At 52.5% G+C, this 16,427-nt stretch carries 12 protein-coding genes; 9 read left to right on the top strand and 3 right to left on the bottom strand.

Annotation, left to right across the window (positions count from 1 at the left end; translation table 11 throughout):
• The first annotated feature begins 150 nt into the window (after nucleotides 1-150).
• Nucleotides 151-210 carry a type I toxin-antitoxin system Ibs family toxin gene (locus OGY04_RS19590; protein WP_106672390.1) on the top strand — a complete coding sequence of 20 codons (60 nt, stop codon included), beginning with the start codon at nucleotides 151-153 and terminating at the stop codon, nucleotides 208-210.
• Nucleotides 211-309: 99 nt separating this feature from the next.
• On the opposite strand, the gene yegD is transcribed toward OGY04_RS19590, so the two are convergent.
• Entirely contained in the window at nucleotides 310-1,662 is a 1,353-nt protein-coding gene (yegD, locus tag OGY04_RS19585) for a molecular chaperone (protein ID WP_032943940.1), read from the bottom strand.
• Nucleotides 1,663-1,798: 136 nt separating this feature from the next.
• Here yegD and alkA point away from each other — a divergent pair, with 136 nt between their 5' ends.
• Nucleotides 1,799-2,668 carry a DNA-3-methyladenine glycosylase 2 gene (gene alkA, locus OGY04_RS19580; protein ID WP_234692127.1) on the top strand — a complete coding sequence of 290 codons (870 nt, stop codon included), beginning with the start codon at nucleotides 1,799-1,801 and terminating at the stop codon, nucleotides 2,666-2,668.
• On the opposite strand, the gene OGY04_RS19575 is transcribed toward alkA, so the two are convergent.
• Nucleotides 2,636-5,965 (bottom strand): diguanylate cyclase, encoded by a 3,330-nt coding sequence (locus tag OGY04_RS19575; protein WP_286585906.1) that lies wholly within the window; start codon nucleotides 5,963-5,965, stop codon nucleotides 2,636-2,638. The genes alkA and OGY04_RS19575 overlap by 33 nt on opposite strands.
• A 315-nt stretch (nucleotides 5,966-6,280) precedes the next feature.
• Here OGY04_RS19575 and udk point away from each other — a divergent pair, with 315 nt between their 5' ends.
• From udk to asmA, 3 genes are all read left to right on the top strand, one after another.
• A complete protein-coding gene (gene udk, locus OGY04_RS19570; protein ID WP_003036776.1) occupies nucleotides 6,281-6,922 on the top strand; it encodes a uridine kinase in 642 nt (213 codons plus the stop codon).
• A 91-nt stretch (nucleotides 6,923-7,013) separates the two neighbouring features.
• A complete protein-coding gene (gene dcd, locus OGY04_RS19565; RefSeq protein ID WP_003834269.1) occupies nucleotides 7,014-7,595 on the top strand; it encodes a dCTP deaminase in 582 nt (193 codons plus the stop codon).
• Nucleotides 7,596-7,621: 26 nt separating this feature from the next.
• Nucleotides 7,622-9,475, top strand: coding sequence for an outer membrane assembly protein AsmA (asmA, locus tag OGY04_RS19560; protein ID WP_267457601.1), 1,854 nt, complete (start codon nucleotides 7,622-7,624; stop codon nucleotides 9,473-9,475).
• A gap of 44 nt (nucleotides 9,476-9,519) precedes the next feature.
• Here the strand turns inward: asmA and OGY04_RS19555 are convergent, their stop codons facing one another.
• Complete coding sequence (locus tag OGY04_RS19555; protein WP_032941964.1) at nucleotides 9,520-11,103, bottom strand: TerC family protein; 1,584 nt, start codon at nucleotides 11,101-11,103, stop codon at nucleotides 9,520-9,522.
• 655 nt (nucleotides 11,104-11,758) lie between these two features.
• On the opposite strand from OGY04_RS19555, the gene OGY04_RS19550 reads away from it, so the two are divergent.
• From OGY04_RS19550 to wcaA, 4 genes are all read left to right on the top strand, one after another.
• Nucleotides 11,759-12,898, top strand: a complete 1,140-nt coding sequence (locus OGY04_RS19550) for a polysaccharide export protein (protein ID WP_003834266.1) — start codon at nucleotides 11,759-11,761, stop codon at nucleotides 12,896-12,898.
• 5 nt (nucleotides 12,899-12,903) lie between these two features.
• Nucleotides 12,904-13,353 carry a low molecular weight protein-tyrosine-phosphatase Wzb gene (gene wzb / locus OGY04_RS19545; protein ID WP_032949610.1) on the top strand — a complete coding sequence of 150 codons (450 nt, stop codon included), beginning with the start codon at nucleotides 12,904-12,906 and terminating at the stop codon, nucleotides 13,351-13,353.
• On the top strand, nucleotides 13,350-15,512 hold the full coding sequence (gene wzc, locus OGY04_RS19540; RefSeq protein ID WP_286585903.1) for a tyrosine-protein kinase Wzc: 2,163 nt from the start codon (nucleotides 13,350-13,352) through the stop codon (nucleotides 15,510-15,512). Before wzb ends, wzc begins: the two co-directional genes overlap by 4 nt.
• 72 nt (nucleotides 15,513-15,584) lie before the next feature.
• Nucleotides 15,585-16,427: a colanic acid biosynthesis glycosyltransferase WcaA gene (gene wcaA, locus OGY04_RS19535; RefSeq protein ID WP_000206145.1), complete on the top strand. Its 843-nt coding sequence runs from the start codon at nucleotides 15,585-15,587 to the stop codon at nucleotides 16,425-16,427.

Genomic DNA, 16,427 nt, shown 5'->3' with positions numbered 1-16,427 from the left:
CGTTACGCAACAATCGGTGGTGAAGATAGCGAATACGCAATTGTGCGATAGAGTGCTGACAAGGCAAAAAGGAGGAAAGCCAGAGATTTCAGCGGGACGCTGGAACGGGAAAGCCCCTCCCGAGGAAGGGGCCAAAATAAGGAAAGGGTTATGATGAAGTACGTCATCATACTGGTGATACTCTTAGTCATTAGCTTACCGGCTTACTAAGACACCAGGGGGAGGGGAAACCTTCCCTAACCCTCACTCCTGAAAATAAGCCACAGCAAGGATGATGTCAATACGCACACTTTTCAGCATGCGAGCGGCTTAGCGGAAAACAACGTCAGCCCAGCGGGCCAGTCCGGCGGTGACAGAACCGAAGTCATCGCCACCCGCGATAGGGATCCCGGGAAGCTGCTGGGCGAGGGCTTTTTTAATCAGCGGCGAACGCGCGCTGCCGCCGGTCAGATAAATCACGTCTGGTTTTTCCTGTGCGTTGTCCAGCGCCAGCTGGACCTGCTCGAGAATACGCGCCAGGGGCTGATTGAGCGCAGCTTCCAGTCCGTGTTGATTGATATCGGTTGCCAGCGTGTCGCTGATAAACGGTATCGCCGCCGTTACAATAGTCTGGTCGGAAAGTGCGATTTTGCTCTCTTCTGCACTGCGCACCAGGCGATAGCTCAGACGCTCGCGCCAGACTTTAAGCAGCAGAGCGACTTTATCGGCTTCTCTCGCGTCGCGGACAAGATCGTTGAGCAGTCGACCGTTGGCGCTGCTATAGAAATCACTTTGCGCGGGAACGTCGTTGATTGCGACCGCGTTCCACCACGGGAGAATCGGTAAGGCGATACCTTTTTCTGTCTCACCGCCCATACCTAGCAGTGGCATCAGGTGTTTAAACGCCAGCGCGATATCCAGATCGTTCCCGCCTACGCGGCAGCCACTGTGTCCCAGCAGGCTGTTTTCGCGATCGGCACGCTGATGCCATTGCGGCCCCATCAGCAGCAGCGAACAGTCGGTCGTACCCCCGCCGATATCCACCACCAACACGCGTTTTTCTTCCTGCAGCGTCGCTTCGTAATCCAGTCCCGCCGCTACCGGCTCGTACTGGAAGACGACATCCTGAAAACCGGCGCGTTTGGCCGCACGTTCAAGAATACCCTGCGCCTGGGTGTTGGCGTCATCGCCACCTAATCCCTGGAAGTTGATGGGCCGACCAATCACGGCCTGAGTGATAGCTTCCGGCAGCTGGCTTTGCGCCTGGTTGCGAATGTGCAGCATCATTGCACAGACCAGATCTTCAAACAGCGCAACCTGCTGCGGCTTCAGACCGCTGGCGCCCAAAAATGATTTTGGCGATTTAACGAAGTACACCTCTTCCGGGTCTTCAATATACTGACCCAGCGATGCCAGACCGAACTGTACGCTGTTGGCGTTAACGTCGATATCTTCTTCGCGGTTGTAGCGCATCGCACGGCGAAGCAGCGCCTGCGTTTCATCGTCCGTAGTTGGGATGTCATGATGGCGATACAGCCACTCGCTAACCGCTTCGCGCGTTGGTGCGCACAGCATTGAGGGTAGCAGCGTGCTGTTATTTTCCATTTTGAGCAGGTGGGGCTGCCCGTCACGCATAACGGCCACTGAACAGTTTGCCGTACCGTAGTCAAAACCAATAAACACCGTAAAAATCCCCATGCCAGTGAAGAAGGGGCGTGACTTTAACGAATAGTTGACGCCCCGACAACTGGAATATGAAAGCAAGGCGTACTGATTGAATACCGTTTATGCTGTAGGTTTGCGTAAAAAGGAAAACTGAATGTTCACGCTGAGCTGGCAACCGCCTTATGATTGGCCCTGGATGCTGGGGTTTCTTGCCGCCCGTGCGGTTGAAGGTGTCGAAACCGTAGAGGAACTGAGCTATGTCAGAAGCCTGTGCGTAGGGGGGCATCGTGGTCTGGTGCGCGTTGTCCCGGATCTGCACGCCAACGTGCTACACGTGACGTTGAGCACAGGGTTACAGCCGGTCGCCTCCGAGTGTCTGGCAAAAATAACGCGCTTGTTCGATCTTGGCTGTTGCCCGCAGCAAATTATCGCCGCGCTGGGTAGCCTCGGTGCGGCGCGTCCGGGACTGCGCCTGCCGGGATGTGTCGATGCGTTTGAGCAAGGGGTACGGGCGATTTTAGGGCAGTTAGTCAGCGTATTGATGGCCGCTAAACTGACGGCGAAAGTGGCGCACGCTTACGGGGAAGCGCTGGAGGATGCGCCCGAGTATGTGTGTTTTCCTACGCCGGAAGCGCTTGCCAATGCCGATCCGCTGCACCTGAAAGCGTTAGGAATGCCGCTCAAACGCGCTGAGGCGTTGATCCACCTGGCTCATGCAACCCTTGAAGGAACGCTCGCGACAACAGCCCCTGCCGATATCGAACAAGGCGTTAAGCAGCTACAAACGTTTCCCGGGATAGGGCGCTGGACCGCCAACTATTTCGCGCTACGTGGTTGGCAGGCGAAGGACGTTTTTCTGCCGGATGATTATCTGATTAAACAGCGTTTTCCCGGCATGACACCGGCCCAGATCCGACGGTATGCAGAGCGCTGGAAACCCTGGCGCTCCTATGCCCTGTTGCATATCTGGTATACGGATGGCTGGCAGCCGTCAGTTGATGGCGAAATTACTGGTATTCAGTAACAGATCCAGTGGTTGGGCGTCGGCAATAATATCGCCATAAATCATATCAACACCGATGCCAGAAAGCGTATCCATGATGAGTGGCAACTGCACCGGACCGGCGATAGTTTTTATGTCCAGGCGCTGGGCATGACCCTGAATAATGGACATCCACATTTCGTCGATCAGGTTGCCGGGAGCGCTGGCACTTAGCTCGCTGTCGAGCAACAGGTAATCGACAATGCGATATTTCAGGTTGTCAAAGAGCTCTAAATCGCGACCAACCTGACTTAATACAATTCGACAGCCGTACTGGCGCAGCCGATGCAGGGCGGATATCGCCTGCGTTGGGTTGGTTTTGATGACGCTTGCCGGAACGGTCAGATGCAGCAATCGCGGCGGTAGTGGACTGCGTTGCAAGTGCTCCAGCAGCTCATCGATAAGTTCTGTGTTGAGCAGGCCGATGGCGGAAAGGGGCAGGGCAATACTGAGGCCCTTACTGGCTACTGCTTGGGCAGAGTTCTGGAAGAACTCGCTAAATACCCGACGGTCAAGCGCCTTGCTTAACGCGGGATCGACCAGCCCAGCGCGGAAGGCTTGCTCCTCAATGACTTCACCCTCAGCGGTGCCTAAGCGAAGCGAAATAATCCAGAAGCTAAACGTCTCCGGTATACGCGGGGAAGCCACACCTCTGGCGATCATCAGCATTGGGTTGTGCATAATGCTGTGTCTTTGTTCATCCAATGTCAGTTGACTACGCGCGGCATGGGCCTGGCTTTGCTGAGGTTCATAGACACAGACTCGCCCACGGCCGCTGTTTTTCGCCGCGTAGCAGGCGATATCGGCCTGAGACATCACATCGGTCGCGATATGGTTTTTCTCATCAATGAGCGTAATCCCTGCGCTGGCGCCAATACGGTGTAAGCGGCCTTCCCATATGAAGTGGTAATCATTAATGGCGCTGATGACGCGACCTGAAATAAAGCGGGCGCTTTCGATATTACAATCCGGTAGCAACAGACCAAACTCGTCGCCGCCCAGGCGTGCCAGCATATCGCTGGATCGCAACATGCTGAGCATAAGTGCAGAGAGTTCACGCAGCAGAGCATCGCCGGCGGCATGACCCGCGCTGTCGTTCACCGCTTTAAAACGATCCAAATCGATAAAAACCAGTACATGGCGCTGGTGCGTGTCGTGTACCGAATGCAGCAATTGTTTTAGATGGTTTTCGAAGCTGACCCGGTTTGCCAACTGGGTCAGGTCATCATGCGAGGCGCTGTAGCTAAGCTGGCGGAGCATCTTCCGCGACTCGGTAACGTCCTGAATAACCAACACCGAGCCAATGCTGCCGCCATCAAGGGTGCTGAGGGGCGTGATGCTGTACTGAATATCATAACTGTTGCCGTTACGACAATGCAGGACCACTTCCTGTTCGATTGCCGTACGTGACATGTCAGCACTGTAGATATTTTCCATCAGCGGACCGTTCTCGCCAAAAGTAATATGTAGTACCGTCAATAGCGGAATGCCGATGGCACTGTCCTGCTGCCAGCCGCTCATTTTCTCAGCAACCGGATTCATAAAGGTCACGTTCATATCGACATCAATACAAATCACCGCTTCGCCGATTGAATCCAGCGTAATGTGAAGGCGCTCTTTTTCCTGAAACAGCGCTTCGTTAAGCTGCTTGACTTCGGTCATATCCATATTGATACCAAGTAAGCGTTCAACTTCACCGTCTTTATTCAGTACCCGGTTGGCCAACGAGCGGATATGGCGTATGCCATCTTTTACCGCGATACGAAACTCAAGCTTAAACGGAGCCCGTGCGGCCAGTGAATCACGAATCACATTTTCGGCGTACTCACGATCTTCGGGTACCACGCACTCATACCAGACTTGCCAACTGGGCTTGATATGCGCAGGAACTTCGTAGAGATCGAACATCCGTTTATCCCAGCTGATCACGTCAGGCTGGAGTTCCCATTCCCAGATCCCAATCCCCCCGGCTTCATTGGCGAGGGTAATGCGCTCCATCAACCGTTTGTTAATCCACTCGGTATGCTTCAGGTCGTTAATGTCCTCAACCTGCGCGATAAAATAGAGTGGGGTATTGTCGCTATGACGCACCAACGAAACGGCCAGCAACGCCCAGACGACGTCGCCCGAACGGGTGTAATAGCGTTTTTCCATGGAATAGCTATTAATCTCTCCGCGTGCCAGCATGTTCAGCTGTTCAATGTCGTTGTTCAAATCTTCCGGCCAGGTTAATTGCTGGAAGGTCAGTGAACGTAACTCCTCCTGGCTATAGCCCAGAAACTGACACAAGGCTTTATTGGCCTGTAACCATTGCCCCTCGGTACCGACTAACGCCATGCCAATCGCGGAATATTCCATGGCGTTGCGAAAGCGTGACTCGCTTTCTGAAATGTGCTTGCGTTCGGCTCGAAACGCGTACATCACCATGGTCATCATATTAGCTGGCAACAGGATCATCAAAAACGGCAACCAGGGGATGTCCGTCATCATGTTCGGTTTCGGGGTGTAAAGCAGCGAAGGGTCGGCAGCCAGCATCAGCGAAACCATCATCACGGTGCTGAGGAATATTAAAAACGCCTCCATACGCGGCAGACGGACAGCGCTCCACATCAGCAGGACAATAACGCAGGTAAATGGCCATGGAATGTACATCATGGACAGCCAACTGAGCGTTAAGGTCACCAGCAGGGTAATCAGGGTCTCAAGCAATAATCGCGGGTCGCGATGGCGCAACAGGTAATGTGGTTTAAACAGTAAACCTAACGGCACCAACGCCAGTGCGCCAATGGATTCTGACAGTACCCAAATGAGAAAGGTATTTAACGACGTGTCCTTCGGCAGCAACAACCACATCAAAATGCCGCCCAACAGTGGCGGAACAACCGCGCTACCAAATGCCAGGCGCGCCCAGTCATTCAAATTTTGTAAGGGATTGTACCAGGGCAGCAGTTTACGCAATAACATTGCGCCAACAACAGCCTCAATAATGTTAATGACCGTATAGGAGAAATTAAGCGACTGTCCGGGGAAAAAAAGTAAAGAGGCGCCGATGCTACCGAATGAGCAAGCCAGCGCGATCCCAGGCCACATCTTTCCCGCGTGACGGTAAAAAGCCACCATCATGATAGAGGTTGGAAACCACAGAGGGGCAAGCTGTGCGCCGTAACGTGATAGTTCCAGCGAAAACAACGTAAAGATGAAAGCCACCAGACCTAAACTGGCCAGGCGCAGTAGAGGATGGGGTAAGGTAACTAAAACATGTTGGGATTGTTTACTCATTACCACTCTACCCAAATAGCCGTTGTCGCCCAGCAGAGATGCCGGACGCATCACATTTAATCTGGGATTATGCTAGTACAAACAATTTACAATTTATACGCCAGCTGCTCATAAATTAACACTCCCAAGCTATTAATTCCTAAGGCAGGTGAATAAATATAGCGGCTGTTCTAAATCTGACCATTTTAATTTGCGACAGGGACAGCATTGGTGCAGCCTGGGGTGGCATCGCGCCGCTGAAATCCCTATAATTGCCGCGTTTGGCGTTTCGACGCCGCCCTTCCTTACATCCAGGTTAATCAGGTCGCTAAATTTATGACTGATCAGTCCCATCAGTGCGTCATTATCGGCATTGCCGGCGCATCGGCTTCCGGCAAGAGCCTTATTGCCAGTACTCTTTATCGCGAATTGCGTGAACAAGTCGGTGACGAACATATTGGCGTTATTCCCGAAGACAGCTATTACAAAGATCAAAGCCATCTGTCGATGGAAGAACGCGTAAAAACCAACTACGACCATCCGAACGCGATGGATCACAGCCTGCTGTTTCAACATCTGCAAACGCTGAAACGCGGCTCTGCCATTGAGCTGCCGGTTTATAGCTATGTTGAGCACACGCGTACGCAAGACACTATTCATATCGAACCGAAGAAAGTCATTATCCTGGAAGGCATTTTGCTGCTGACGGATGCGCGTTTGCGCGATGAGATGAACTTTTCTATTTTTGTTGATACGCCGCTGGATATTTGTCTGATGCGCCGTATCAAGCGGGATGTGAATGAACGTGGTCGTTCAATGGATTCGGTGATGGCGCAATACCAGAAAACCGTCCGTCCAATGTTCCTGCAATTTATTGAGCCTTCAAAGCAATACGCCGACATCATTGTGCCGCGCGGGGGTAAAAACCGCATCGCCATCGATATTCTGAAGGCTAAAATCAGTCAGTTCTTTGAATAAGTTCAGCGAATTGTGTACCGTTCAGTGATAACCTGGTTCACCCTTAACGCACCTGGCATTAAGGGGTTGAAGCACGAAAGGAGAAAGTGCCATGCGTTTATGTGACCGAGATATTGAAGCCTGGTTGGATGAAGGTCGCCTGTCGATCACTCCACGCCCTCCTGTCGAGCGAATCAATGGCGCCACGGTAGATGTGCGTCTTGGCAACAAATTCCGTACGTTCCGCGGTCATACGGCGGCGTATATCGATTTGAGCGGACCGAAAGATGAAGTCAGCGCCGCGCTGGATCGCGTAATGAGTGATGAAATCGTCCTCAAGGACGGCGAGGCATTCTTCTTGCATCCGGGTGAGCTTGCGCTGGCGGTAACGTTCGAATCCGTGACGCTGCCTTCCGATCTCGTCGGTTGGTTAGATGGCCGTTCATCTCTGGCGCGTCTGGGACTGATGGTACACGTCACCGCACACCGTATCGATCCGGGCTGGTCTGGCTGTATCGTACTGGAGTTTTACAACTCCGGAAAATTACCCCTGGCTCTGCGTCCGGGCATGCCGATTGGCGCGTTAAGTTTCGAACCGCTTTCCGGTCCGGCAGCGCGACCATACAACCGTCGTCAGGATGCGAAGTATCGCGACCAGCAGGGCGCCGTTGCCAGCCGGATCGATAAAGACTGAGTGTTTATCAGTCCATTGGGGATAGCATGAGACGATTTCTGACGACGCTGATGATTCTTCTGGTCGTGCTGGTGGCCGGCTTTTCTGCGTTAGTACTGTTGGTGAATCCGAATGATTTCCGCGCGTATATGGTCAAGCAGGTTGCCGCACGTAGCGGGTATCAGCTGCAGTTGGATGGCCCCTTGCGTTGGCACGTATGGCCGCAACTGAGTATCCTCTCAGGGCGAGTGGTGTTAACAGCTGAAGGCGCCAGCGAGCCTCTGGTTCGTGCCGACAATATGCGTCTCGACGTTGCGTTATGGCCGCTGTTGAGCCACCAGCTCAGCGTGAAGCAGGTGATGCTCAAAGGCGCAGTGATTCAACTGACCCCGCAAACTGAGGCGGTGCGTGGTAAAGATGCGCCCGTTGCCCCAAAAGACAATATGTTGCCCGATCTGGCGGAAGACAAAGGATGGTCGTTTGATATCGCCCGTCTGCGCGTTGCCGACAGTGTTCTGGTATTCCAGCATGAAGACGACGAACAAGTTACCGTTCGTGATATTCGTCTGGAGATGGAACAAGATAGCCAGCACCGCGGCACGTTTGATTTTTCCGGGCGTGTGAACCGCGATCAGCGCGATCTCGCGTTATCCTTTAACGGCACGGTCGATGCCTCCGATTATCCGCATAACTTATCTGCGAATATTGAGCAGTTAAGCTGGCAATTACAGGGGGCCGATCTGCCGCCGCAGGGGATCAACGGTCAGGGACATCTTCAGGCGCAATGGCTGGAAGAGAAAAAACAGCTTTCGTTTAGCCAGATAAATTTGACCGCTAATGACTCTTCTTTCTCTGGGCAAGCGCATGTGGCCTTGTTGGAAAAACCGGAATGGGCCGTCGACTTAAAATTTGGTCAGCTCAATCTGGATAACCTGCTCGTACAACATGACGCAGCGGTGACAGCAAAAGGTGACGTTCAGCAAGGTCAGAGTCAGTCAACGCTGGCGCGCCCCGTCATTGCTTCCCAGGTTGATGCCGTTTCGTATCAAGGACTCAAGGGTTTTTCGGCAGACATCGCTTTGCAGGCTGACAAAGTGCTGTGGCGGAAAATGGCGTTTGAGAATGTTTCGGCAAAAATAGACAACCAGTTCGGCTTACTGAACATTGCGCAGTTGCAGGGAAAAAGTGATGGCGGGCTGATCTCACTGCCCGGCACGCTGGATGCCAGAAAGGGAGAACCGCGAGCGGTCTTTCATCCGCGCCTGGAAGGTGTGGAAATTGGCACGATTCTGAAGGCCTTTGATTACCCCATCGCACTCACCGGCAAGCTGTCGCTGGCGGGAGATTTTTCCGGCTCAGATATTGATGCCCAGGCGTTTCGCCATAGCTGGCAAGGGCAGGCCCATGTCGAAATGAACGATACGCGAATGGAAGGGATGAACTTCCAGCAGATGATTCAACAGGCTGTAGAACGCAGCGGTGGGGATGTTAAATCTCAGCAAAACCTCGATAACGTGACCCGGTTGGATCATTTTGTAACCGATATGACGCTGGATAACGGAGAGGTGACGCTGGATAACATGGCAGGCGAGTCCGCGATGTTGGCGCTAACCGGCAAAGGAACGTTAGATCTGGTGAAGCAGAATTGCGACACGCTGTTTAACATTCGCGTGCTGGGCGGTTGGGATGGCGAAAGTAAGTTAATTAGTTTCCTGAAGGCCACCCCGGTTCCTCTCAGGGTCTATGGCCAGTGGCAATCACTGAACTACAGTCTGCAAGTTGATCAGCTTTTGCGCAAGCATCTGCAGGATGAAGCAAAACGTCGTCTGAATGACTGGGCAGATCGCAATAAAGATTCCCGCAACGGCAAAGATGTTAAAAAGTTGCTGGATAAGCTCTGATTCATATTGCCGGATGGTGGCTAATGCCCCATCCGGCTCGTGACTTACACCTCGTAATCCATCTCTTCTTCACCGTGTAGCGGTATCAGCTGGACCTTTTGCACGCGATGATTTTCCACCTGCAGGGTTTTCAGTCGGTAGTCGCCAACCTGAACTTCCTCCCCGGTTTTTGGGATACGCTGCAAATACTCCATTAACAGCCCGGCAATGGTGTGATACTCACGCTTATCGTCTAACGGGATAGGCACGTACTGCACCAGGTCTTCCAGTGGCATATGTCCGTTAGCGGTCCACGAACCATCGGCGTTTTTCTGAATATCATGGCGGGCGTCGATTTCCTCTACCTCGTTTGGCAGATTGCCGGCGATGGTTTCCATCACATCACTCAGCGTCACAATCCCTTCGACGGAACCAAATTCATCGGCTACAAACGCGAAGTGCGTGCGGGCATTACGGAACTGCTCAAGCGCCGGAAGCAGCGGCAAGGTCTCCGGGAACACCAGCGGTTGGCGAATCAATACACGCAGGTCGAGCGGTTCGCCGCGCAGAGACTGTTGCAGCAAATCGATGACATGCACCACGCCCAGCAGTTCCTCCTGCTCGTCTTCGCCAGTGACCACCAGACGCGTATGCTGGTTTTTTTCCAGTAAGGCGCGGATTTCTGCTTCGGGCGCATTGAGGTCGATATGTTCAATATCGTGGCGCGAGGTCATGATACTGCTGACGGTACGCTGATTGAAGTTCAGCACACGTTCAATCATCCGCCGCTCCTGAGGCGCAAAAATCTGACCTTCATGATGATCCGCCAGCATCGCCGCGGTTTCGGCATCCAGTTCGGCATCTTCTTTTTGCCCGCTCAGCAGCCGCATTACCGCCTCGGCGGTGCGCTGGCGCAGAGTATGGTTGGCTGAGAGGAAGCGACGACGGTTAAAGATAGCCAACTGGTTCAATGCTTCGATCATGACCGAGAAGCCGATGGCTGCGTACAGGTAACCTTTCGGGATATGGAAACCAAACCCTTCGGCCACCAGACTGAAACCAATCATCAGCAGGAAGCTCAGACACAGAATAACAATAGTTGGATGGCTGTTAACAAAGCGCGTCAGCGACTTGCTGGCCAGCAACATCAGGCTGATGGCAATAATGACTGCCGCCATCATCACCGCCAGGTGATCGACCATGCCAACAGCGGTAATGACGGAATCCAGAGAGAAGATGGCGTCCAGCACCACGATCTGCGCGACCACACCCCAGAACTTAGCGCCTTTACGCTGGGTGGGGTTATCGCTGTCTTTCCCTTCCAGCCGTTCGTTGAGCTCCATAGTGGCTTTAAACAGTAGGAAGAAACCACCGAACAGCATGATCAGATCGCGGGCGCTGAAGCTGAGATCGCGAATGCTGAACAGCGGCGTGGTCAGCGTTACCAGCCAGGATATTGATGCCAGCAGCAGCAGGCGCATAACCATTGCCAGCAGTAGCCCTGTAATACGCGCCTTATCCCGCTGGGCAGGAGGTAGTTTCTCCGCGAGGATGGCAATAAAAACAAGATTATCAATGCCAAGAACAAGTTCGATCACGATTAACGTGACCAGTCCGGCCCAGATTGACGGATCGGCAATCCATTCCATAGTAAATGCTATACCCATAGTTGTATGACAATTGTCACAATTCGATCATGGGTAAAACTGGCGAAAAATGCAATGGCGAGAAGGGATTTCTCTGTCGGTTATATCATAACTGATGCAGGATAATAGCCTTAATGTAACTACAGGAAATGATTTTATTAATCTAAATATATTTAGGAAATATCGCAGGTGAAATATTTCTATATCAACATTGTCAATATCAATAAAATCCTAAAAATATATAAATCCTACGCTTAATATTAATCTTAAAAGCCAGGTATCGGCGGTTTGTTATCTTGCCTGATATTCGCATAGCTGCAACAATTCTTGCGGTAATAATCAAAAGATAAATATTTCCTCATCAATCAGTGGCGCCATTCCCGATGCGTTAACGCTGTAAATGTGATGAAAATAAAGGAGAAGATAAAAATTTAAATTAATCAGTGCATTGGTAGCTAGTGAAGCCAGGGGCGGTAGCGTGTCTGGTCGCCTGAAACAAGCCTAAATTATTCTGTCAAGAGACCGCAGATGAATTCATTTTTTTTAGGACTGATGCCAGTTAAATTCCATTTCAATTAACGGCAAGGTAAATACGTACAGGCGAAGTCGCTATTTAGATTGCATGTGATAAATACTCTGCCAAAGTGATAAATAATCAATGATGAAATCCAAACTTAAATTGATGCCAGTATTGGTATCGGTAATCTTGATAAACGGTTGTACCGTGCTTCCGGGCAGCAATATGTCTACGATGGGCAAAGATGTGATTAAACAGCAGGACGCTGATTTTGATATCGATCGCATGGTGAATGTTTATCCACTCACGCCACGGCTGGTCGAACAATTACGTCCTCGACCAAATGTTGCCCAGCCTAATATGTCGCTGGACCAGGAGATTTCCGGATATCAGTACCGGGTAGGCCCGGGGGATGTCCTGAATGTGACCGTCTGGGACCATCCTGAACTCACCACGCCAGCCGGGCAGTACCGTAGCTCAAGCGATACCGGCAACTGGGTGCAGCCTGATGGCACCATGTTTTACCCCTACATCGGCAAAGTCAGCGTGGTGGGAAAAACGTTGGCAGAGATTCGTAGTGATATTACCGGGCGCTTAGCGAAGTACATTGCTGACCCGCAGGTGGACGTTAATATCGCCGCTTTCCGCTCGCAGAAGGCCTATGTCTCCGGGCAGGTGAACAAATCCGGCCAGCAGGCCATCACCAACGTGCCGCTTACCGTTCTCGATGCCATTAACGCCGCTGGCGGTCTCACCGAGGCAGCAGACTGGCGCAACGTTGTGCTGACTCATAAAGGGCAGGAGCAACGTATTTCACTGCAAGCGCTGATGCAAAATGGCGACCTGAGCCAGAACCGCCTGCTTTATCCTGGCGACATTCTGTTTGTTCCGCGTAATGACGATCTGAAAGTCTTCGTAATGGGGGAAGTGAAAAAACAGAGCACCCTCAAAATGGACTTCAGCGGCATGACGCTCACCGAAGCGCTGGGCAATGCCGAAGGTATCGACCTGACCACCTCCAACGCCAGCGGCATTTTCGTTATTCGACCATTGAAAGGCGAGGGCGGGAACAACGGCAAGATCGCCAATATCTATCAGCTTGATATGTCCGATGCGACGTCGCTGGTGATGGCAACATCATTCCGACTCCAGCCATACGATGTGGTGTACGTCACTACCGCGCCGGTTGCTCGCTGGAACCGTTTGATCAATCAGTTGCTGCCGACTATTAGCGGTGTTCGCTATATGACGGACACGGCCAGCGACCTTCACAACTGGTAATCATCATGTTTAACAAAATCTTAGTTGTCTGTGTGGGGAACATTTGTCGTTCCCCGACGGCAGAGCGTTTATTAAGGCAATTTCATCCGGCGTTAACGGTCTCTTCAGCCGGTCTTGGGGCGCTGGTGGGGAAAGGCGCGGATCCGTGTGCTATTAGCGTGGCGCAGGCGCACAACCTGTCACTGGATAATCATTGTGCCCGGCAGATCTCGGGACGCATGTGCCGGGAGTATGACCTGATCCTGACCATGGAGAAGCGCCATATCTCTGCCCTGTGTGAAATGGTACCGGAGATGCGTGGCAAAGTGATGCTTTTTGGGCACTGGGACAGCGAGCGCGAAATTCCCGATCCGTATCGTAAAAGCCGTGATGCGTTTGACGCGGTGTACGCATTACTTGAACGGTCTGCCCGCCAATGGGCTCAGGCACTGAACGCAGAGCAGGGAAAACAATGACAGAAAAAGTTAAACAGTCTGCTGCGCCGGTAACGGGCAATGATGAAATCGATATTGGTCGTCTGGTTGCAACGGTGGTGGAGGCCCGCTGGTGGGTATTAGGCATTACCACGGCTTTTGCATTGTGTGCCGCGGTCTACACACTGTTCGCCACACCCATCTACAGTGCGGACGCGCTGGTGCAAATTGAGCAAAATACCGGAAATTCACTGGTGCAGGATATTGGCTCGGCGTTGTCGAACAAACCTCCGGCCTCGGAAGCGGAAATTCAGCTCATCCAGTCGCGTCTGGTATTAGGGAAAACGGTAGACGATCTTAACCTCGATATCGCCGTTACCAAAGATACATTCCCTATTTTTGGCGCGGGCTGGGACCGGCTGATGGGCCGCCAGAACGAAACGGTTAATGTGACCACCTTCACGTTGCCAAAGGCAATGAATGAACAGACCTTCACGCTCAATGTGCTGAATGACAAAAGCTATCAACTGGTGAGTGACGGGGGTTTTAGCGCCCGGGGGCAAGTCGGCAAGGTGTTGGAACATGATGGCGTGACGATGCTGGTTGAGGCGATTCATGCCAGCCCGGAGAGCCAATTTACCGTCAGCAAATTCTCCACGCTGGGCATGATAAACACCCTGCAAAATAACCTGATGGTGACGGAAACGGGCAAAGACACCGGCGTATTGAGCCTGACCTTTACCGGCGAAGACCGCGAGCAAATCCGCCAGATCCTCGACAGTATTACCCGCAACTATCTGCAACAAAACGTGGAACGTAAATCTGAAGAGGCCGCCAAAAGTCTGGCGTTTCTGGCAAAGCAACTGCCTGAGGTGCGTAATCGGCTGGACGTTGCTGAAAACAAGCTGAACGCCTTTCGTCAGGATAAAGACTCCGTGGATTTGCCGCTGGAAGCCAAAGCGGTGCTGGATTCGATGGTGAATATCGATGCGCAGTTGAATGAACTGACCTTCAAAGAAGCGGAGATTTCCAAGCTGTTCACCAAAGCGCATCCGGCGTACCGCACGCTGCTGGAAAAACGCCAGGCGCTGGAAGATGAGAAAAGTAAGCTGAACGGGCGCGTAACGGCGATGCCGAAAACGCAGCAGGAAATTGTTCGTCTGACGCGTGATGTGGAGTCCGGTCAGCAGGTCTATATGCAGTTGCTGAACAAGCAACAGGAACTGAAGATTACCGAGGCCAGTACGGTTGGCGATGTGCGCATTGTCGATCCCGCGATTGCCCAGCCTGGCGTGCTGAAGCCGAAAACGGCGCTGATTATTCTCGGCAGTATCATTCTCGGTTTGATGCTTTCGGTGGTGGGCGTACTGCTGCGTTCTCTGTTTAATCGCGGTATTGAAAGCCCGCAGGCGCTGGAAGAGCATGGTATCAGCGTGTATGCCAGTATTCCGCTATCTGAATGGCAAAAAGCGCGTGATAACGTTCAGACCATTAAAGGTATGAAACGCTACAAGCAAAGCCAGCTGTTGGCCGTGGGGAATCCAACGGATCTCGCCATAGAAGCGGTCCGTAGCCTGCGTACCAGCCTGCACTTTGCCATGATGCAGGCGCGTAACAACGTGTTGATGCTGACCGGCGTCAGCCCGTCGATTGGTAAAACGTTTGTCTGCGCCAACCTGGCGGCAGTCATCAGCCAGACCAACAAACGCGTGCTGTTGATCGACTGCGATATGCGCAAAGGCTATACCCACGAACTGCTGGGGACCAATAACGTCAACGGCCTGTCTGAGATCCTGATTGGCAAGGGGGATATCTCATCCAGCGCCAAACCGACATCGATTCCGCATTTTGATCTGATCCCTCGCGGTCAAGTCCCTCCCAATCCTTCCGAGCTGTTGATGAGCGAGCGTTTCGGCGAACTGATTGCCTGGGCCAGCTCGCACTATGACCTGGTGCTGATTGACACCCCACCAATTCTGGCGGTGACCGACGCGGCGATTGTTGGCCGTCATGTCGGCACCACTCTGATGGTGGCGCGTTATGCGGTCAACACGCTGAAAGAGGTGGAAACCAGCCTGAGTCGCTTCGAGCAAAATGGCATCCAGGTGAAAGGGGTGATCCTCAACTCGATCTTCCGTCGTGCCAGCGGGTATCAGGATTACGGCTACTACGAATACGAATATACGTCGGATGCGAAATAAATCACCAACCCTGCCGGATGCGGCGAAAACGCCTTATCCGGCCAACAAAAGCGTATCTATCCGGAAACGAAAATGACGACAGAAAACCCGCTAATTTCAATTTATATGCCAACCTGGAACCGCCAGCAGCTGGCCATTCGGGCGATTAAATCGGTGTTGCGCCAGGACTACCCTCACTGGGAGATGATCATTGTGGATGATTGCTCTTCATCATATGAGCAGTTGCAGCAGTTTGTTGAGGAACTCAACGATCCGCGTGTGTCGTATACGCATAATTCCACCAACTCCGGGGCCTGCGCGGTGCGTAATCAGGCCATTATGCAGGCCAACGGGCAATACATTACGGGGATTGATGATGATGATGAATGGACGCCGAACCGCCTGAGCGTGTTCCTGCAGTATCGGCATCAACTGGTCACACGGGCGTTTCTGTATGCCAATGACTATGTCTGTGAGGGCGAAGTGTATTCGCAGCCGACCAGTCTGCCGCTCTATCCGAAGTCCGTTTATTCACGCCGCAGGTTTTATAAGCGCAACATCATTGGTAATCAGGTATTTACCTGGGCATGGCGGTTTAAAGCATGCCTGTTCGATACCACGCTGAAAGCGGCGCAGGATTACGACATCTTCCTGCGCATGGTGGTGGCGTATGGCAAACCGTGGAAGGTCAAAGAGGCGACGCAGATCCTGCATGTGAATCACGGCGAGATGCGTATTACCTCATCGCCGAATAAATTCTCCGGCTACTTTCAGTTTTACCGCAAGCACAAAGGCAAATTTGACCGGGCCAGCAAGAAATATCAGTTGTTTACCCTCTATCAGATCCGCAACAAACGGATGAACTGGCGCACGCTGCTGACGCTGCTTTCTGTTCGTAACAGTAAGCGTCTGGCCGACGGACTGCGAGGACGCTAA

The organism is Citrobacter sp. Cpo091, from assembly GCF_030332645.1.
GTDB lineage: Bacteria > Pseudomonadota > Gammaproteobacteria > Enterobacterales > Enterobacteriaceae > Citrobacter > Citrobacter portucalensis.
The sequence above is the reverse complement of the archived record's forward strand: the minus strand, read 5'-3'. Positions and strand labels throughout refer to the sequence as shown.